The 18,676-nt window shown below is 66.3% G+C and carries 15 protein-coding genes and 1 pseudogene; 7 read left to right on the forward strand and 9 right to left on the reverse strand.

Annotated features, from left to right (window positions below):
- Positions 1-36: 36 nt before the first annotated feature.
- From BGI51_RS07875 to BGI51_RS24000, 3 genes and pseudogenes are all read right to left on the reverse strand, one after another.
- Complete coding sequence (locus tag BGI51_RS07875; RefSeq protein ID WP_158973736.1) at positions 37-465, reverse strand: universal stress protein; 429 nt, start codon at positions 463-465, stop codon at positions 37-39.
- A gap of 81 nt (positions 466-546) precedes the next feature.
- Positions 547-1,134: a methyl-accepting chemotaxis protein gene (locus tag BGI51_RS23995; protein WP_405046457.1), complete on the reverse strand. Its 588-nt coding sequence runs from the start codon at positions 1,132-1,134 to the stop codon at positions 547-549.
- Positions 1,135-1,905, reverse strand: a pseudogene (locus BGI51_RS24000) (PAS domain-containing protein); the annotation flags it as partial.
- Between the two features lie 215 nt (positions 1,906-2,120).
- Here BGI51_RS24000 and glyA point away from each other — a divergent pair.
- The 6 genes from glyA (at position 2,121) to BGI51_RS07910 (ending at position 9,632) form a co-directional block, all read left to right on the forward strand.
- On the forward strand, positions 2,121-3,374 hold the full coding sequence (gene glyA, locus BGI51_RS07885) for a serine hydroxymethyltransferase (protein ID WP_183632297.1): 1,254 nt from the start codon (positions 2,121-2,123) through the stop codon (positions 3,372-3,374).
- A gap of 78 nt (positions 3,375-3,452) precedes the next feature.
- On the forward strand, positions 3,453-4,703 hold the full coding sequence (locus tag BGI51_RS07890; RefSeq protein ID WP_017639231.1) for a sarcosine oxidase subunit beta family protein: 1,251 nt from the start codon (positions 3,453-3,455) through the stop codon (positions 4,701-4,703).
- 11 nt (positions 4,704-4,714) lie between these two features.
- On the forward strand, positions 4,715-5,014 hold the full coding sequence (locus tag BGI51_RS07895) for a sarcosine oxidase subunit delta (protein ID WP_017639232.1): 300 nt from the start codon (positions 4,715-4,717) through the stop codon (positions 5,012-5,014).
- Positions 5,011-8,031, forward strand: a complete 3,021-nt coding sequence (locus tag BGI51_RS07900) for a sarcosine oxidase subunit alpha (RefSeq protein ID WP_187980813.1) — start codon at positions 5,011-5,013, stop codon at positions 8,029-8,031. The genes BGI51_RS07895 and BGI51_RS07900 overlap by 4 nt, the downstream gene beginning before the upstream one ends.
- Positions 8,032-8,046: 15 nt before the next feature.
- Positions 8,047-8,676: a sarcosine oxidase subunit gamma gene (locus tag BGI51_RS07905; RefSeq protein WP_187980814.1), complete on the forward strand. Its 630-nt coding sequence runs from the start codon at positions 8,047-8,049 to the stop codon at positions 8,674-8,676.
- A 98-nt stretch (positions 8,677-8,774) separates the two neighbouring features.
- Positions 8,775-9,632 carry a formyltetrahydrofolate deformylase gene (locus BGI51_RS07910; RefSeq protein ID WP_187980815.1) on the forward strand — a complete coding sequence of 286 codons (858 nt, stop codon included), beginning with the start codon at positions 8,775-8,777 and terminating at the stop codon, positions 9,630-9,632.
- 311 nt (positions 9,633-9,943) lie between these two features.
- Here BGI51_RS07910 and choV read toward each other — a convergent pair whose 3' ends face one another.
- The 4 genes from choV to choX form a co-directional block, all read right to left on the reverse strand.
- Positions 9,944-11,176 (reverse strand): choline ABC transporter ATP-binding protein, encoded by a 1,233-nt coding sequence (gene choV / locus BGI51_RS07915; RefSeq protein ID WP_187980816.1) that lies wholly within the window; start codon positions 11,174-11,176, stop codon positions 9,944-9,946.
- A 3-nt stretch (positions 11,177-11,179) separates the two neighbouring features.
- The gene (gene choW / locus BGI51_RS07920; RefSeq protein WP_059316705.1) at positions 11,180-12,022 is read right to left on the reverse strand and encodes a choline ABC transporter permease subunit; all 843 of its coding nucleotides are present in this window, start codon (positions 12,020-12,022) and stop codon (positions 11,180-11,182) included.
- Positions 12,023-12,138: 116 nt separating this feature from the next.
- The gene (locus tag BGI51_RS07925) at positions 12,139-13,077 is read right to left on the reverse strand and encodes a choline ABC transporter substrate-binding protein (RefSeq protein ID WP_017639238.1); all 939 of its coding nucleotides are present in this window, start codon (positions 13,075-13,077) and stop codon (positions 12,139-12,141) included.
- Positions 13,078-13,347: 270 nt separating this feature from the next.
- Complete coding sequence (choX, locus tag BGI51_RS07930) at positions 13,348-14,286, reverse strand: choline ABC transporter substrate-binding protein (protein WP_187980817.1); 939 nt, start codon at positions 14,284-14,286, stop codon at positions 13,348-13,350.
- A 465-nt stretch (positions 14,287-14,751) separates the two neighbouring features.
- On the opposite strand from choX, the gene BGI51_RS07935 reads away from it, so the two are divergent.
- On the forward strand, positions 14,752-15,849 hold the full coding sequence (locus tag BGI51_RS07935) for a GlxA family transcriptional regulator (RefSeq protein WP_037006569.1): 1,098 nt from the start codon (positions 14,752-14,754) through the stop codon (positions 15,847-15,849).
- A 157-nt stretch (positions 15,850-16,006) separates the two neighbouring features.
- Here the strand turns inward: BGI51_RS07935 and BGI51_RS07940 are convergent, their stop codons facing one another.
- Positions 16,007-16,792 (reverse strand): N-acetylmuramoyl-L-alanine amidase, encoded by a 786-nt coding sequence (locus BGI51_RS07940; RefSeq protein WP_187980818.1) that lies wholly within the window; start codon positions 16,790-16,792, stop codon positions 16,007-16,009.
- A 25-nt stretch (positions 16,793-16,817) separates the two neighbouring features.
- Complete coding sequence (locus BGI51_RS07945) at positions 16,818-18,605, reverse strand: GGDEF domain-containing protein (RefSeq protein ID WP_187980819.1); 1,788 nt, start codon at positions 18,603-18,605, stop codon at positions 16,818-16,820.
- Positions 18,606-18,676: the final 71 nt, after the last annotated feature.

Below are 18,676 nucleotides of genomic sequence, written 5' to 3' on the forward strand. Positions count from 1 at the left end.
AAAAACCAGCCCAAGGGCTGGTTTTTTGTTGGGCGGCTATTTCACCAGGATCACTGGCAAGGGCACCTGGTGCACCACGCGATGGGCCACCGAGCCGAGCAGCAGGCCACTGAGCGAACCCAGGCCGCGGGTGCCCATGACCACGGTGTCCACCTCCAGGCGCCGCGCCGTCTCGCCGATGGTCTCGGCGATGCCGCCGAAGCCGACGTGGGTCTGAGCCTCGATACCGGCTTCGAGCAGGGCCGGGCGCGCCCTGACCAGGATATCCTCGGCCTTGTCCTGCAGGCTGCCGCGCCACTCGCGCAGGATGCGGTCGTCGAAGGGCGCGCCATAGATCTCCGGCTCGTTCTGCACGTTGAGCAGGTGCAACTCCAGCGTCAGCCCGGCCTTCACCAGGTCGAGGATATAGCGCAGGGCGTTGTCGGCGCTGGGGGAACCATCGTAGGCGACCAGGACAGTGTGCATGGGGCATCTCCACGAGAGGGGTATGCCTTCATGCTAGACCCTGGCTGTCAGGGTCGCTTGATCCCGATCAAGCCCGCAGCCTCAATGGCCCACCCAGTTGCGCGCGCCCTTGGGAATCACTTCGGATTCGTCCAGCTTGCTGGCGAACATGCTCACGGCTTCCACGGCGTCGCTGGCGCCATCGCGGATCTGCACGATCACCGCGCCGGCCTGGTCCGCCAGCTCGACGCCCTTGACCGCGCGCCCCTGGGTACTCTCCATGCTGGCCACCGCCTGCTGGGTTTCGTTGAGAATCCGCCCGATCATCTCGGCAATCTCTGCCGTAGCGCTGCTGGTGCGCCCCGCCAGCTGACGAACCTCGTCGGCGACCACGGCGAAGCCACGGCCCTGGTCACCGGCGCGGGCCGCTTCGATGGCGGCGTTGAGCGCCAGCAGGTTGGTCTGGTCGGCGATGCCGCGGATGGTGTTGACGATGGCGGTGATCTGCTCCGAGCGCTGACCCAGCTGGCCGATCACCTCGGCCGAGGCGCTGACGTTGTGCGCGATCTCGCGCATCTCGCCGGCGGCGGCCTGGATGATCCGGGTGCCGTGCTCGGCGACCTTCTCGGTCTCGGCGGAGATGTGATAGGCCCGCGAGGCGCTGCGGCCGTCGCTTTCGTGCTTTTCCACCCGCTCGCTGATGTCGCTGGCGTACTTGACCACCTTGTACAGCCGGCCGGTGGCGTCGTACACCGGGTTGTAGCTCGCTTCCAGCCAGATCACCCGGCCATGCTTGCCCAGGCGCTTGAACTGGCCGCGAAAGAATTCACCGGCGTTGAGGCGGCGCCAGAAGTCGGCGTATTCGCTGCTGTTGACCAGGGCCGGCTCGCAGAACAGCCGATGCTGCTGGCCCTGGATCTCCTTCAGGCTGTAGCCCAGGGTGGCCAGGAAGTTGTCGTTGGCATCCAGGATGCGTCCGTCCAGGTCGAACTCGATGCGCGCCAGGGCGCGGTCCAGCGCCTTGAGCTTGCTTTGGGCTTCGCTGTCGCGCTCGACCTGGGCGGTGACGTCCAGGGCGTACTTCACCACCTTGGCGATCTTGCCGCTGCTATCGGCCAGCGGGTTGTAGCTGGCTTCCAGCCAGAGCGTACGGCCCTGGGCGTCCAGGCGCTGGAAGGCGCCGGAGACGAAATCGCCACGCTTCAGGCGCGCCCAGAAATCGCCATAGTCGCGACCCTGGACCACGCTGGCCGGGCAGAGACGACGATGGTGCTGGCCGACCAGGGCGTCGGCGCGATAGCCGGTCAGGCGGAGGAAGTTGTCGTTGGCGCGCAGGATGGTGCCGTCGAGATCGAACTCGATCACCGCCATGGAACGCTCCAGGGCCCGGGTCAGGCCCTGATTGGCATGCTGCTCGGCTTCCAGCCGAGCGATGGTCTTCTTTAGATGCGCATTGAACATGGCAGAACTCGCTGGCTGGGGCAAAGGCGTAACCAGCCTATCGGCGCCAATGGAGCCGACTTGATAGGACCCGGCGAACGGCAGAACTCGCCCCTTGAGCGGCTGTCGCAAACGCGCCGGCCCGGGGCGTAAACAGGCATCTTGGGGTCAGGGGCGGGGCCTACCATCGCGGCAAGGGGGTGGTTTTCACCGCCACAGACTTTAGGAGCGCCGCGATGTTCAGCAAGCAGGACCAAATCCAGGGCTACGATGATGCGCTGTTCGCCGCCATGGGCGAGGAAGCGCGGCGCCAGGAGCATCACCTGGAACTGATCGCCTCCGAAAACTACACCAGTCAGCGCGTCATGGAAGCCCAGGGCAGCGTGCTGACCAACAAGTACGCCGAAGGCTATCCGGGCAAGCGCTACTACGGTGGCTGCGAGCATGTCGACAAGGTCGAGCAGCTGGCCATCGAGCGCGCCAAGCAGCTGTTCGGCGCCGACTACGCGAACGTCCAGCCGCACTCCGGCTCCCAGGCCAACTCGGCGGTCTACCTGGCGCTGCTGCAGCCCGGCGACACCATCCTCGGCATGAGCCTGGCCCACGGCGGTCACCTGACCCACGGCGCCAAGGTCAGCTCCTCCGGCAAGCTCTACAACGCGGTGCAGTACGGCATCAACACCGACACCGGGCTGATCGACTACGACGAGGTCGAGCGCCTGGCCCAGGAGCACAAGCCCAAGATGATCGTGGCGGGCTTCTCCGCCTACTCCAAGACCCTGGACTTCCCGCGCTTCCGCGCCATCGCCGACAGCGTGGGTGCCCTGCTGTTCGTCGACATGGCCCACGTGGCCGGTCTGGTCGCCGCCGGTGTCTATCCGAACCCGGTGCCCTTCGCCGACGTGGTGACCACTACCACCCACAAGACCCTGCGCGGCCCCCGTGGCGGCCTGATCCTGTGCAAGGCCAACGCCGACATCGAGAAGAAGCTCAACGCCGCGGTGTTCCCGGGCGCCCAGGGCGGCCCGCTGATGCACGTCATCGCCGGCAAGGCCGTGTGCTTCAAGGAGGCCCTGGAGCCGGGCTTCAAGACCTACCAGCAGCAGGTGATCAGGAACGCCCAGGCCATGGCCGGCGTGTTCAAGGCACGCGGCTACGACGTGGTCTCCGGGGGTACCGACAACCACCTGTTCCTGGTCAGCCTGATCAAGCAGGGCATCACCGGCAAGGACGCGGACGCCGCCCTGGGTCGCGCCTGCATCACCGTGAACAAGAACGCCGTGCCCAACGATCCCCAGTCGCCCTTCGTGACCTCGGGTCTGCGCATCGGTACCCCGGCCCTGACCACCCGTGGCCTGGGCGTCAGCGAAAGCGAACGCGTCGCGGGCTGGATCTGCGACATCCTCGACCACCTCGGCGATGCCGATGTGGAAGCCCAGGTGGCGCGCCAGGTGGCTGCGCTGTGCCGCGACTACCCGGTTTACCGCTAGTCGCCGCACGCCTGACGCAACCCTTATCCAACCCCTTTCCCCCTCGCGGAAAGGGGCGTCGTCTGCAGGAGTCTCCAGATGCAACGCTATTCCGGCTTCGGCCTCTTCAAGCACTCCCTGAGCCATCACGAGAACTGGCAGCGGATGTGGCGCACCCCGACGCCCAAGCCGGTGTACGACGTGGTCATCGTCGGTGGCGGCGGTCACGGCCTCGCCACCGCCTACTACCTCGCCAAGCAGTTCGGCGTGAAGAACGTCGCGGTGATCGAGAAAGGCTGGCTGGGCGGCGGCAACACCGCGCGCAACACCACCATCGTCCGCTCCAACTACCTGTGGGACGAGTCGGCGCACCTCTATGAGCACGCCATGAAGCTGTGGGAAGGCCTGTCCCAGGACCTCAACTACAACGTCATGTTCTCCCAGCGCGGCGTCTACAACCTCTGCCACACCCTGCAGGACATGCGCGATTCCGAGCGTCGGGTCAGCGCCAACCGCCTCAATGGCGTCGACGGCGAACTGCTCGATACCCGCCAGGTGGCCGAGGAGATTCCCTACCTGGACTGCAGCAAGAACACCCGCTATCCGATCTTCGGCGCCACCGTGCAGCGTCGCGGCGGCGTGGCCCGTCACGACGCCGTGGCCTGGGGCTTCGCCCGCGCCGCCGACGCCCTGGGCGTCGACCTGATCCAGCAGACCGAGGTCACCGGCTTCCGCAAGCAGGACGGCAAGGTGATCGGCGTGGAAACCAACCGCGGCTTCATCGGCGCCCGTCGCGTCGGCGTGGTCACCGCCGGCAACTCCGGGCACATGGCCAAGCTGGCCGGTTTCCGCCTGCCGCTGGAGTCCCACCCGCTGCAGGCGCTGGTCTCCGAGCCGATCAAGCCCATCATCGACAGCGTCATCATGTCCAACGCGGTGCACGGCTACATCAGCCAGTCCGACAAGGGCGACCTGGTGATCGGCGCCGGCATCGACAGCTGGGTCGGCTACGGCCAGCGCGGCTCCTACCCGGTGATCGAGCACACCCTGCAGGCGATCGTCGAGATGTTCCCGATCCTCTCGCGGGTGCGCATGAACCGCCAGTGGGGCGGCATCGTCGACACCTCGCCCGACGCCTGCCCGATCATTTCCAAGACCCCGGTGGAAAACCTGTTCTTCAACTGCGGCTGGGGTACCGGCGGCTTCAAGGCCACGCCTGGCTCGGGCAACGTCTTCGCGGCGTCCCTCGCCTCCGGCGAGATGCATCCGCTGGCCAAGCCCTTCTCCATCGACCGTTTCCACACCGGCGCGCTGATCGACGAACACGGCGCAGCGGCCGTCGCGCACTAAGGAGCCCGAGCATGTTGTACATCCATTGCCCCCACTGCGGGGAATTGCGCTCCGAAGAAGAATTCCACGCCGCCGGCGAGGCGCACATCCCGCGTCCGCTGGATCCCGAGGCCTGCAGCGACGCGGAGTGGGGCGATTACATGTTCTTCCGCGACAATCCGCGCGGTCTGCGTCACGAGCTGTGGGTTCATGCTTCGGGCTGCCGCCAGTACTTCAACGCGACCCGTAACACCGAGACCTACGAAATTCTCGAAACCTATCCGATCGGCGAGCAACCCCGCTTCACCGCCGAGCGAGGAGAGCGCACATGAGCCAGGTCCATCGACTCACCCAGGGCGGTCGCCTGGACCGCAGCCAGGCCATCACCTTCACCTTCAACGGTCAGACCTACCAGGGCTTCAAGGGTGACACCCTGGCCTCGGCGCTGCTGGCCAACGGCGTGGACGTGATCGGGCGTAGCTTCAAGTACTCCCGCCCCCGCGGCATCGTTGCCGCCGGTGCCGAAGAGCCCAACGCCATCATGCAGATCGGCGCCACCGAGGCCACCCAGGTGCCCAACGTGCGGGCCACGCAGCAGGCGCTGTACCAGGGCCTGGTCTCCGCCAGCACCAACGGCTGGCCAAGCGTCAACAACGACCTCATGGGCATCCTCGGCAAGGTCGGCGGCAAGATGATGCCGCCCGGCTTCTACTACAAGACCTTCATGTATCCGCAGAACCTGTGGATGACCTACGAGAAGTACATCCGCAAGGCCGCCGGCCTCGGCCGTGCGCCGACCCAGGTCGATCCGGATACCTATGACAACTTCAACCAGCACTGCGACGTGCTGGTGGTGGGCGGTGGCGCTGCCGGTCTGGCCGCGGCGCTGGCCGCCGGTCGCAGCGGTGCGCGGGTGATCCTGGCCGACGAACAGGAAGAATTCGGTGGCAGCCTGCTGGATAGCCGCGAGCGTCTCGACGGCGCCCCGGCCGCCGACTGGGCCGCCAAGGCGGTGGCCGAGCTGCAGGGCCTGGACAACGTGGTCTTGCTGCCGCGCGCCACGGTCAACGGCTACCACGACCATAACTTCCTCACCATCCACGAGCGGCTCACCGATCACCTGGGTGATCGCGCGCCCCATGGCCAGGTGCGGCAGCGCCTGCACCGCGTCCGCGCCACCCGCGTGGTGCTGGCCACCGGCGCCCACGAGCGGCCGCTGGTGTACGCCAACAACGACCTGCCGGGCAACATGGTGGCCGGCGCCGTGTCCACCTACATCCGTCGCTATGCCGTGGCCCCGGGTCAGCGCCTGGTGCTGTCCACCAACAACGATTACGCCTACCGCGTGGCCCTGGACTGGCTCGAAGCCGGTCGCCAGGTGGTGGCCGTGGCCGATGCGCGGCCCAACCCCCGCGGTGCCTGGGTCGAGGAAGTGCGCAAGCGTGGCGTGCGCGTCATGGGCGGTACCGCCGTGAGCGAAGCCCGCGGCAACACCCGCGTGACGGGCGCCAAGATCGCCACCATCGACCTGACCGCCTTCCGCACCCTGGGTGGCGGCGAGTGGGTCGACTGCGACCTCATCGCCACCTCCGGCGGTTACAGCCCGGTGGTCCACCTGGCTTCGCACCTGGGCGGTCGTCCGCAGTGGCGTGAAGACATCCAGGCCTTTGTGCCCGGTCCGGCGCCGCAGAAGCGCGTCTGCGCCGGCGGCGTGAATGGCGTCTTCGCCCTGGGCGATGTCCTCGCCGACGGTTTCGAAGCGGGCGCGACTGCCGCCGCCGAAGCCGGAGCCAAGGTGGTTAGCGGCGAGCTGCCCCAGGCCGAATTCCGCCAGGAAGAGCCGAGTCTGGCGCTGTTCCAGGTGCCCCACGACAAGCCGTCGTCGCGAGCGCCCAAGCAATTCGTCGACCTGCAGAACGATGTGACCGCTGCCGGCATCGAGCTGGCCTGCCGAGAGGGCTTCGAGTCCATCGAGCACGTCAAGCGCTACACCGCCATGGGCTTCGGTACCGACCAGGGCAAGTTGGGCAACATCAATGGTCTGGCCATCGCCGCCCGGGTGCAGAGCAAGGCCATCCCGGAAGTCGGCACCACCATGTTCCGCCCGAACTACACGCCCATCACCTTCGGCGCCATCGCCGGGCGGCATTGTGGCCACCTGTTCGAGCCCAAGCGCTACACCGCGCTGCACGCCTGGCACCTCAAGCAGGGCGCGCTGTTCGAGGACGTTGGCCAGTGGAAGCGCCCCTGGTACTTCCCCAAGGCGGGCGAGGACCTGCACGCCGCGGTCAACCGCGAGTGCCTGGCCGTGCGCCGCAGCGTCGGCCTGCTCGACGCCTCGACCCTGGGCAAGATCGACATCCAGGGCAAGGATGCGCGGGAATTCCTCAATCGCGTCTATACCAACGCCTGGACCAAGCTGGACATCGGCAAGGCCCGCTACGGCCTGATGTGCAAGGAAGACGGCATGGTCTTCGACGACGGCGTCACCGCCTGTCTCGCCGACAACCACTTCCTGATGACCACCACCACCGGCGGCGCCGCGCGCGTCTTCGAATGGCTGGAGCTCTACCACCAGACCGAATGGCCGGAGCTGGAGGTGTACTTCACCTCGGTCACCGATCACTGGGCGACCCTGACCCTGTCCGGTCCCAACAGCCGCAAGCTGCTGGCCAAGCTGACCGACATCGATCTGGACAACGCCGCCTTCCCCTTCATGGCCTGGAAGGAAGGCCAGGTGGGCGGGGTGCCGGCGCGGGTGTTCCGCATCTCCTTCACCGGCGAGCTGTCCTACGAGATCAACGTGCCGGCCAACTACGCCATGGGCGTGCTGGAGCAGGTGGTCGCCGCGGGCAAGGAATTCGACCTGACCCCCTATGGCACCGAGACCATGCACGTGCTGCGGGCGGAGAAGGGCTTCATCATTATCGGTCAGGACACCGATGGTTCGGTCACGCCCCAGGACCTGGGCATGGGCTGGGCGGTGAGCCTGAACAAGAGCTTCTCCTTCATCGGCAAGCGCGGCATGCATCGCGTGGACTGCGTCCGCGAGAATCGCAAGCAACTGGTCGGCCTCAAGCCCCTGGATGCCCGCGACGTCCTGCCGGAAGGCGCGCAACTGGTGTTCGAGCGCAACCAGCCGATCCCCATGGACATGGTCGGTCACGTGACCTCCAGCTACCACAGCGCGACCCTGGGCTACGGCTTCGCCATGGCCATGGTCAAGGGTGGGCTGGGCCGTATGGGCCAGACCGTCTACGCCCCGCTGGCCGATGGCCGCTACATCGCTGCCGAGATCGTCTCGCCGGTGTTCTACGACCCCAAGGGTGAGCGGCAGAACGTCGCCTAACGAGGATAGCGCCCCATGAACAACATCAATGTCTACGACCAATACTCCGCCAAGGCGCGCGCCGAATCCCCGCTGTTCCACGCCGAGTTGAACAAGCTCGTCGGTCGCGGCCCGGCCACCGCCGGGGTGACCCTGCGCGAGCGGGCCCTGCTGGGGCACCTGGTGCTGCGTGGCGACGCCCATGACGAAGGCTTCACCGGCGCCGTGCAGAGCGTGGTCGGCCTGGAAGTGCCCGGTCCGCTGGCGGTTACCCAGAAGGGCGAGAGCTCGCTGCAGTGGCTCGGCCCGGACGAGTGGCTGCTGGTGGTACCCGGTGGCAGCGAGTTCGCCACCGAGCAGGCCCTGCGCCAGGCCCTGGGCGAGCGCCATGTCGCCATCATCAATGTCGGTGGCGGCCAGACGCTGGTCGAGCTCAAGGGACCCAAGGTGCGTGAAGTGCTGATGAAGTCCACCTCCTACGACGTCCATCCGGACAACTTCCCGGTGGGCAAGGCCGTCGGGACGGTGTTCGCCAAGTCCCAGCTGGTGATCCGCCACACGGCGCCGGACACCTGGGAACTGGTGGTGCGCCGCAGCTTCGCCGACTACGTCTGGCTGTGGCTGCAGGACGCGAGCGCCGAGTACGGACTGCGCATCGAGGCCTGATCGGTCGCTGCGTTCAGACGCTCCATCGAACCCGACCTGCGTTGCGCGCAGGTCGGGTTTTGTGATTCTGGCTTCATCTCCATGCAAAGGAATTCATCATGAGCCGCACGCCCGATACCTGGATTCTCACCGCCCAGAGCCCGAGTCGCCTCGGCACCGTGGACGTGGTCACGCGCTATCTGTTCGAGCAAGGCTGCTATGTCACCCAGCACCACAGCTTCGACGATCGCGAAGCCCAGCGCTTCTTCATCCGGGTGGAATTCCAGGTACCCAGCGACTTCAACGAAGGCCTGTTCCGCGTCGGCCTGGACCTGCGCTTCACGCCCTTCGACATGACCTTCGAACTGACCCCGCCCGGCTATAGAGCCAAGGTCGCCATCATGGTCTCCAAGGCCGACCACTGCCTCAACGACCTGCTCTATCGCCAGCGCATCGGCCAGTTGCCCATGGACGTGGTGGCGGTGATCTCCAACCATCCGGATCTGGAGCCCCTGGCGGCCTGGCACGGCATTCCCTATCACCACTTCCCGCTGGATCCCCAGGACAAGCCGGCCCAGGAGGCCAGGGTCTGGCAGGTGCTGCAGGAGACCGGCGCCGAGCTGGTGATCCTCGCGCGCTACATGCAGGTGCTGTCGCCCGAGCTGTGCCGTCGCCTCGATGGCTGGGCGATCAACATCCACCATTCGCTGCTGCCAGGCTTCAAGGGCGCGCGGCCCTATCACCAGGCCTATGCCAAGGGCGTCAAGCTGGTGGGCGCCACGGCGCACTACATCAACAACGATCTGGACGAAGGCCCCATCATCGCCCAGGGCGTCGAGTCGGTGGACCACGCCCACTACGCCGAAGACCTGGTGGCCCGCGGCCGTGACATCGAGTGCCTGACCCTGGCGCGTGGGGTGGGCTATCACCTGGAGCGCCGCGTCTTCCTCAATGCCGGGCGGACGGTGGTGCTCTAGGTCTTCCCGCTACCTCTCCAGGCAGGCTGCGAGATCGCCAAGGCGCTCGCAGCCTGCCTGTCCTGCGCCACCTCGATCATCTTTCCTATCAGCTCAGCGGCGCCCATCGGGCGCTTGCTCAAAGACGCTCGCGCGTCCCTTGGCCGTACCCAGACGAACAGCGTCAGGCTGGGTGATGGCCGGGATAGAGAGGTAGCTATGAATGAGGAGAGGGTGCCGGGATGGGAGCCTGGCTGGCCCTGCCGGCGGGGCAAGCAGGAAAGCGGTACGCACCCGCCTCCGCAGGGAGAGGCGGGCGGCGGGCCAGGCGGTCAGCCCGCCTGGGACAGGGTCGAGCGGACCGCGGGCGGGACGACGTCTTCGCCGGCCTTTTCCAGATTCTTGCCCAGCAGGGCGTGGTAGAGCTCCTTGTCACCGAGGATGCCCACGGCGCGGCCGTCGGTCTCCAGCACCAGCTTGTGCCCGGTGTGGTAGCGGATCTCCAGGGCGTCGCGCATGCGGATATCGGCCGGCGCCAGGGTCGGCTGGCGCTGCAGGCTGGTGACCGGCATGCCCGGGGTCCAGCGTTGCAGGGCCAGGCTCTCGCCGCCGCGGCGCAGGGCCTTGACCGTCTGGTTTTCCAAGGCCAGCCAGATGTCGTGGCTGCGTTCCAGGCAGATCTCGTTGCCCTCGCGGCCGCACTTGTCCAGGCCGCGCATCAGGCTGTAGCCGCTGAGCACGTTGAGCGGATTGGTGTGGGCGACGAAGGTGCGTACGTACTCGTCGGCCGGATTGAGCACGATGTCCTCGGGGCGGCCGTGCTGGATGATGCGACCGTCCTTCATGATGGCGATGTTGGTGCCGATCTTGAGGGCTTCGTCGAGGTCGTGGCTGACGAAGACGATGGTCTTGTTGACCTTAGCCTGCAGCTGCAGCAGTTCGTCCTGCAGTTGCTGGCGGATCAGCGGATCGAGGGCGGAGAAGGGCTCGTCCATCAGCAGGATGTCGGCATCCATGGCCAGGGCGCGGGCCAGGCCGACGCGCTGCTGCATGCCGCCGGAGAGGGAGTCGGGCTTCTTGTTGCGCCACTGGGTCAGGCCGACCAGCTCCAGCTTCTCGTCCACCAGCTTCTTGCGCTCGGCGGCCGAGCGGCCCTGCATTTCCAGGCCGAAGCCGACGTTCTCGGCCACGGTCAGCCAGGGCATCAGCGCGAACTTCTGGAACACCATGGCGATGCGCGTGGTGCGCATGTCCTTGAGCACGGTGGGCGAGCAGTTGGCGATGTCCACTTCACTGCCTTTGTGCTCGATCAGCAGCTTGCCGCGGCTCACGGTGTTGAGGCCGTTGATGCAGCGCAACAGGCTGGACTTGCCCGAGCCGGACAGGCCCATCAGCACGCAGATCTCGCCCTTCTGGACCTCCAGGCAGGCGTCCTCGACACCCAGCACCTGGCCGGTTTCCTGGAGGATCTCGCTGCGACCCTTGCCCTGGTCGAGCAGCTCCAGGGCACGCTTGTTCTGCTTGCCGAAGATGACGTCGACGTGTTCGAAACGTATGGCGGTCATGACTTATTTAACCTCGCGAGGGGCGGGTTGCTTGCATACCCGGTCGAGCAGGATGGCGATCAGGACGATGGACAGGCCGGCTTCGAAGCCCAGGGCGATGTCCGCGGTGTTGAGGGCGTTCACCACCGGCTTGCCGAGGCCGTCGGCGCCCACCAGGGCGGCGATCACCACCATGGACAGCGACAGCATGATGCACTGGGTGATACCGGCGCCAATGCTGGGCATGGCGTGGGGCAGCTCGATGCGGGTCAGCAGCTGCCAGCGCGAGCAGCCGAAGGCCTTGCCGGCGTCCATCAGCTCGGCGGGAACGTCCTGGATGCCCAGGCAGGTCAGGCGGATCGGCGCGGCCACGGCGAAGACCACCGTGGAAATCAGCCCGGGTACCACGCCCAGGCCGAACAGCGTCAGGGTCGGAATCAGATAGACGAAGGTGGGGACCGTCTGCATCAGGTCCAGGACCGGGCGCAGGCCGGTGTAGAACCAGGGCTTGTGCGCGGCGATGATGCCCAGCGGCACGCCCACGGCGATGCACACCAGGGTGGCGAAGACCACCTGGGCCAGGGTTTCCATGGTTTCCTGCCAATACCCCAGGTTGAGGATCAGCAGCAGGGAGATGAGGGCGAAGATCACCAGGCCGATGCTGCGTTGCAGCAGATAGACCCCTACCGCGACCAGGGCAATGAAGGCCAGCGGGTTGAACCACATCAGGCCGGCGGTGAGGCCGTGGATGAGGCCGGACAGCACATCGGAGATCTTGTCGAAGACGCTGGCGCCATGCAGCGTCAGCCAGTCGATGAAATCGGCGATCTGCTGGCCGAGAGGGAGCTTGTGGTCGGTGATTAACATAACGGTGCCCGTCAGGTAGGAGTGGACAGGTCGAAGCACGAGAACCGCTGATTCGTGCTTCGGCTGTGGCAGTACCCGCCCGAACTGGCGCGGGACAGTCGAATGTTAGTGTTCGCTCAGGGGGCCAGGGCGGTCTTCGCCGCCTCCAGCGCAGGCTTGCCATCGCGGGTGGTCACGCCGGCCAGCCACTGGTCGAGCACCTGCGGATGCGCCTTGAGCCAGGCCTTGGCGGCGGCGCTCGCGGCTTGTTTTTCGTTGAGAACCTTGTCCATCAGCTGGTTTTCCATGTCCAGGGTGAAGGACAGGTTGGTCAGCAGCTTGCCCACGTTGGGGCATTCCTGGACGTAGCCCTTGCGGACGTTGGTGTAGATGGTGGCGCCGCCATAGTTGGGACCGAAGACGTCGTCGCCGCCCTGGAGATAGGCCATCTTGAAGCGGGTGTTCATCGGATGGGGTTCCCAGCCGAGGAAGACCACCCACTGCTGGCGCCGCTCGGCGCGCTGAATCTGCGACAGCATCCCGGCCTCGCTGGACTCCACCAGCTTGAACTTGCCGAGGTCGAAGGTGTTCTTGTCGATCATGCCCTGGATCAGGCGATTGCCATCGTTGCCCGGCTCGATGCCGTAGATCTTGCCGTCGAACTTGTCGGCGTTCTTGGCGATGTCGGCGAAGCTCTTGACCCCGGCGTCATAGACGTACTGGGGGACGGCCAGGGTGTACTTGGCGCCCTCCAGGTTGGCGCGCACGGTCTCGACGCTGCCATTGTCGGCATAGGGCTTGATGTCCGCCGCCATGCTCGGCATCCAGTTGCCGAGGAAGACGTCGATGTCCTTGTTCTGCAGGGACTTGTAGGTAACCGGTACGGAGATCATGTTGGTCGTGGTCTGGTAGCCGAGGGCGTGCAGCACCTCGCTGGTCACGGCCGTGGTCACGGTGATGTCGGTCCAGCCGACGTCAGCAAAGCGCACCTTGGCACAGGAAGCCGGCTCGGCCGCCTGAACAGCGAGCGGCGCCAGCAGGGCGGCACTCAAGAGCCAACGGGAACAACCTTTCATGGACACATCTCCTTGCGTTTGGCGGGGTACCTTTCGGTGCGCCCCACGTGTATTTATCTGTAACCCATCCCCCCAGGCTCGCCTACCGCCTGCGTCGCTACCAGTGTACGCGGCGTCGTAACCAGAAGCGGAAATGTCGTATCCAGCGTGAGCCCCAGGGCACGTCCGCGTCCGGCGCGCGGCGGCCGAGCGAGAGAGGCGGGCAGTTGCGCCCTGCGCCGCGGCGGCCCGCTACCCAGAGGTGTCGGCGACGGTTGGAGCGCTCGCGAATCAGTTGGCCAGACTGGCCTTCACCGCGGCGGTGCCCGGCGCGCCGCTGAGGGTGGCGACACCCTTGAGCCAGGCGTCGAGCCGTTCGGGATTGCGCTTGAGCCAGTTGCGCACGGCGCGGCGCGGATTGTCCTTTTCGTTGAGCACCCGATCCATCAGCTGGTTCTCCATGTCCAGGGAAAACTCCAGGTTGCCCAGCAGCCGGGCCACGTTGGGACACTGCTGGGCATAGCCCTTGCGCACCACCGTGTAGACCGTCGCCCCGCCCTGGTTCGGCCCGAAGTAGTCATCGCCGCCGTCGAGGTAGGCCAGCTTGTGCCGGACGTTCATCGGATGGGGTTCCCAGCCGAGAAAGACGATCCACTGGTGGTCCAGCAGCTCCTTCATCCGCACCTGGGTCAGCATGCCCTGTTCGCTGGATTCGTCGAGCCTGAAGTCGCCCAGGCCGAAGGCGTTGCTGGCGATCATCTTCTTGACCAGGGCGTTGCCATCGTTGCCGGGCTCGATGCCGTAGAGGGTGTGGTCGAAACGGTCGGCGAAGCGGGCGATGTCGGCGACGTTCTTCACCCCGGCGTCATAGACGTACTGGGGCACCGCGAGGGTGTAGCGGGCGCCTTGCAGGTTGGCGTGCAGGCGTTCGACCGCCCCCGCATCGACCAGCGGCTGGCTGAGCTTGGCCTGCGCCGGCATCCAGTTGCCGAGAAAGACATCGGCCTCGCCCGCGGCCAGGGCGTCGTAGGTCTGCGGCAGGGACAGGCGCAGCACCTCGGTCTCGTAACCGAGGGCGCTGAGCAGATAGCGGGCCGTGGCGTTGGTGATATTGAGATCCGACCAGCCGACATCGGCCAGGCGCACCTGCTGACAACTCTCGGCCTCGCCCGCCTGCACGGTCGAGCTCAGCAACAGACCGGACAACCACAGCGCTTGGAAGATTTTCATCCTGAACTCCAGGGTTCGCGAAGGGAAGGGCCCGGGCCACTGCACGTACCGGTCCGTCTGGCCCGGGCCTTGGTGGCTTTTCGCCACAAGTAGCCAGAAGGGCGACAGACGGTTGAAACGCCTGACCTACAACCGTGCCCACTGAGTCGCCATGCCACATTTTGGCGCGCGTCGGTTACGCCCTGGTGTTACCGATGGAATACATCTGGCGAAGTGCCATCGGCAAAAGGTCGGTCTCGGACCTGAAAGGTCGCAAATAAAAACCCTAGCTAATCAACGCCATTGAGCGCTGCTGAATGGGTTATTCGCCCCAGACAGCTTGCCCGTGTCGGGGTTCACCCATTTACGGCATGGGAATTGCGACATGACTTATGCGTCCGCGACACATCTTTCGCCCAACGTTGTCCGCCGCACCTCATTAGAGCCCAGCCAAGGGCCCCAGCCTGCGTGAAGGAGATTCAAACCATGTCGCCCATTCCCACCTCGTCACAGGCCCGTGCGATCCAGTCCATCGGCTTTCTGCTGCTGGACAACTTCACGCTCATTTCCCTGGCGTCGGTGGTGGAGCCGCTGCGCATGGCCAACCAGCTGTCGGGTCGGGAACTCTATCGCTGGTGCACCCTGAGTCTGGACGGTCGTCCGGTGCGCGCCAGCGATGGCCTGCAGATCACCCCGGACAGCGCCGTGAGCGCCGCCCCGGTGATGGACATGGTGATCGTCTGCGGCGGCGTGGGCATCCAGCGCAGCGTGTCCCGCGAGCATTGCACCTGGCTGCAGAGCCAGGCGCGCCAGGGCCGCAAGCTGGGCGCGGTCTGTACCGGCAGCTGGGCCCTGGCCCGGGCCGGCCTGCTCGACGGCTACGACTGCAGCGTGCACTGGGAAACCCTGGCGGCCCTGCAGGAAGCCTATCCACGCGTGGTGCTCAGCACCCGGCTATTCACCATCGATCGCAATCGCTGCACCGCTTCGGGCGGTACCGCGCCGATGGACATGATGCTGCACCTGATCGGTCGCGAGCATGGCCGCGAGCTGTCGGCGGCGATCTCGGAAATGTTCATCTACGAACGCATCCGCAACGAGCAGGATCATCAGCGCGTCCCGCTCAAGCACATGCTGGGCACCAATCAGCCCAAGCTGCAGGAAATCGTGGCGCTGATGGAGGCCAACCTCGAAGAGCCCATCGACCTCGACGAACTGGCGGTCTATGTGGACGTGTCCCGGCGCCAGCTGGAACGCCTGTTCCAGAAGTACCTGCATTGCTCGCCGTCGCGCTACTACCTCAAGCTGCGGCTGATCCGCGCCCGGCAGCTGCTCAAGCAGACCACCCTGTCGATCATCGAGGTGGCCTCGGTGTGCGGCTTCGTCTCCACCCCGCACTTCTCCAAGTGCTACCGCGAATACTTCGGCATCCCGCCGCGCGACGAGCGCCAGGGTCCGACCATCCAGCAGCCCATCGCGCTGATGCCGCTGTCCCAGGAGCTGTCGCTGATGCCGGCCTCGTCCGCGCTGGCGGCCCTGAGTCAGGCTCAGGGCGAATCCACCTTCGCCAGTGTGCGGCTGTAAGCCGCCTCCGGCCGCCTAGGTTCTGTACGAAAAGTCGCCGAGCGACGGTCAGGCAAGGCGAAAAACGCTGAGGAAGCGGAGTTTACGAGCGGTAAATGAGCATTCCGAAGCGTTTTCAACGAAGCATCACCGAGCGTAGGCATTTTTCGTACAGAAACTAGCGACTGCTGGGCAGGCTGAGTAGTAGCGCTGCCGTCTGCAAGTCCGGCTGGCCATCGAAACGGCCCGGCCGGTACTTCATCTGGAAGGCGCCGATGACGTCGCGGGTAGCGGCATCGAGCACGCCAGTGCGCGGTACCGCATAACCGATCCGCGCCAGTTGATCCTGGAACCAGGCCGGCGGCGGCAGCACGCCGCCCAGGCTGGTCTGGCGCTGGGCGACCACCGCCGGATCCGGCCAGTTGATCAAGCCTGCTGCGGCCAGCCGCGCCCAGGGAAACAGCGGCCCCGGGTCCTGCTTGCGCCCCGGGGCGATGTCGCTGTGGCCGACGATGGCGCGGCGATCCAGGCCGTGGCGCTGCTCGATGTCCTTGAGCAGCGGAATCAGCGCCTTGATCTGGGCTTCGCTGAAGGGATACCACTGGCGCCCGGCCGGGGTGTCGCGAAAGCCCAGGTTGACCATCTCGATGCCGATGGAGGTGGAGTTGAGCCAGGTGCGGCCTTCCCATTCGCTCACGCCGGCGTGCCAGGCACGGCGATTCTCGTCCACCAGGCGATAGATGGTGCCATCGGTGTCGATCAGGTAGTGGGCGCTGACGCCGGCCTGGGTCAGCAGCTTGAGCGACTGCTGGGAGCCGGCCGCGGTGTAGTGCAGCACGATGTACTGCACCCGGCTGTCCTGATCGCGGGCGGTATAGTCGTCATTGATGCGCGGACCGCTGGAGCAGCCGGCCAGGAGCAGGCCGCAGAGCAGCCAGGGAAGGAGCTTGAAGGGCTTTTGCACGATTACCTCGCGAACGTGGAAGGGGTCAGGCCACATCCAGGCGATCGCGTCCGGCGCGCTTGGCGCGGTAGAGCGCCTGGTCGGCACGCTCGAATACGGTATCGGCATCCTCGCCCGGCGCAAAGGCCGCGAGACCAGCGGACAGGGTGATCACCACCCGTTCGCCCTTGAAATGGAAAGGGCAGGCGGCGACCGCGGCGCGTAGCTGCTCGATCAGGGTGACCCCGCCGGCGACCGGCGTGGCGCCCAGCAGCATGACGAATTCCTCGCCGCCGAAGCGGGCGATGAAGTCGGTCTTGCGCAGGCGGCGCTGCAATTCGCTGGCGATGATCTTGAGCACCTTGTCACCGGCCAGGTGACCGTAGCCGTCGTTGATGCGCTTGAACAGATCGACGTCGAGCACCGCCAGCAGCAGGTCGCCGCCATGGCGTTGCCAGCGGGCCACCTCCAGCTCCAGGCGCTCGCTCCAGGCGGCGCGATTGGGCAGGCCGGTGAGGGGGTCGCAGAGGGCCTTCTGCCGTTGTTCTTCCAGATGGCCGCGATACTGCTGGGCCTCGCGCTCCATGCCGGCGACGCGCTCGGTGAGGGCGCTGAGTCTTTCGCTGGCTTCCTGCTCGCGGGTCTCGCGTTGGCTCTGCTGGTCGGCCAGGCTGGTCAGCAGGCCTTCCAGGCGGCTGTCCAGCGACAGCTTGAGGCTGTCCAGGTCCGTCGCCTCCTGCACCTCGCTCTGCAATTCGCTGACCTGGCCGCGCAGAGCGTCGCCAAAGGCGCGCTCCTGGGTCTGGCCGTCCTGACGCCCGGCGTGGACGTCCTGCAGACCGGTCTGGAAGGCGGCGAGACGCTCATTGAGGCGGCGCAGGTAGAGCTGGAATTCGCTCTGCCCGGAATGGTTGAGGGCCAGCACCAGCACCGACAGGTCATCGAGCACGGGTACCAATTCGTACCAGTTCAGGCTGCCCTGGATGCGTTGGCGCAGGTGTTCGGCCTGGGGCTTGTGGCTGTCCGGCAGCGCCAGGTCGTCGAGCAGCCGCAGCAGGGTGGCTTCCAGATGCGGCGCTATGGCGCTGTAGCCGGGCTCGGGCACCGCGGGCAGGGCATAGGCCGGATCGGCCTGGACTGCCTGGGTCTCTGCTGAGGGCTCAGGCCGCGCGGCGGGCAGACCTTCGACCGGCAGCGGCGGCGGTTCGGGGGTCGCCGGCGTTTCCACCGCTGGCGCAGCGGCTGTCGCCGGCGAGGCGTCTTCTACTGGCGGACTCGACGCCGCCGTCGGCGCCTCTTCCGCGGTCTCGCCACGACCACCCAGCAGGCGCTGCAGGAAACCGGCGCGGGCGGGCTGTTCAGGGTGCAGCTGACTCAGGGCCTGTTGCTGCAGACGACTGAATTCGCCGAGCAGCGCGGGCAGTTCCCCCGGTTGGTCGGCAGCGGCCTGGGCGCGCTTGGCAAAGCCCTTGAGCGCCTTGCGCTGGTCGCGCGGCAATTCCAGGGTCTGCAGCAACCGGCAGAGTTCGGCGAAGGCCTCGGCCACCTGGCGCGCGCGCAATTCCCGGCGCTGCTCGGAGTCGAGCACGGTGCGTTCCAGGCGCGGGATCAGCTTGGCGAGATCGGCGTCGCTGTCGTCACGGCGGAGGATGTCGCGCAATTCGACCAGGCAGGCGTCCACCGCCGCGTCGTTGCCTTCGGCGGCCAGGCTGCTGCGCACGAGGCCTCGACGCACCAGGTCCAGGCGGTTTTCCCACCGGCTTTCCAGGCGCTCGAGATTCTCGAGGCTCTCCAGGTATTTGCTTTTCCAGCGTTCGACGTCCGCGCGCTCCATCCGCCCGCTCCAGAGGCTTGAGGGTGGCCAGCAGGCAGGCGCGACAAGGCGGCCAGCCCACTTGATAGTCG

Source organism: Pseudomonas oryzihabitans, assembly GCF_014522265.1.
GTDB classification, from domain to species: Bacteria; Pseudomonadota; Gammaproteobacteria; order Pseudomonadales; family Pseudomonadaceae; genus Chryseomonas; species Chryseomonas aestiva.

Coding starts and splice junctions, on each gene's coding strand:
- BGI51_RS07875 (WP_158973736.1), bottom strand. CDS start 465: ATGCACACTGTCCTGGTCGCCTACGATGGTTCCCCCAGCGCCGACAAC.
- glyA (WP_183632297.1), top strand. CDS start 2,121: ATGTTCAGCAAGCAGGACCAAATCCAGGGCTACGATGATGCGCTGTTC.
- BGI51_RS07890 (WP_017639231.1), top strand. CDS start 3,453: ATGCAACGCTATTCCGGCTTCGGCCTCTTCAAGCACTCCCTGAGCCAT.
- BGI51_RS07895 (WP_017639232.1), top strand. CDS start 4,715: ATGTTGTACATCCATTGCCCCCACTGCGGGGAATTGCGCTCCGAAGAA.
- BGI51_RS07900 (WP_187980813.1), top strand. CDS start 5,011: ATGAGCCAGGTCCATCGACTCACCCAGGGCGGTCGCCTGGACCGCAGC.
- BGI51_RS07905 (WP_187980814.1), top strand. CDS start 8,047: ATGAACAACATCAATGTCTACGACCAATACTCCGCCAAGGCGCGCGCC.
- BGI51_RS07910 (WP_187980815.1), top strand. CDS start 8,775: ATGAGCCGCACGCCCGATACCTGGATTCTCACCGCCCAGAGCCCGAGT.
- choV (WP_187980816.1), bottom strand. CDS start 11,176: ATGACCGCCATACGTTTCGAACACGTCGACGTCATCTTCGGCAAGCAG.
- choW (WP_059316705.1), bottom strand. CDS start 12,022: ATGTTAATCACCGACCACAAGCTCCCTCTCGGCCAGCAGATCGCCGAT.
- BGI51_RS07925 (WP_017639238.1), bottom strand. CDS start 13,077: ATGAAAGGTTGTTCCCGTTGGCTCTTGAGTGCCGCCCTGCTGGCGCCG.
- choX (WP_187980817.1), bottom strand. CDS start 14,286: ATGAAAATCTTCCAAGCGCTGTGGTTGTCCGGTCTGTTGCTGAGCTCG.
- BGI51_RS07935 (WP_037006569.1), top strand. CDS start 14,752: ATGTCGCCCATTCCCACCTCGTCACAGGCCCGTGCGATCCAGTCCATC.
- BGI51_RS07945 (WP_187980819.1), bottom strand. CDS start 18,605: ATGGAGCGCGCGGACGTCGAACGCTGGAAAAGCAAATACCTGGAGAGC.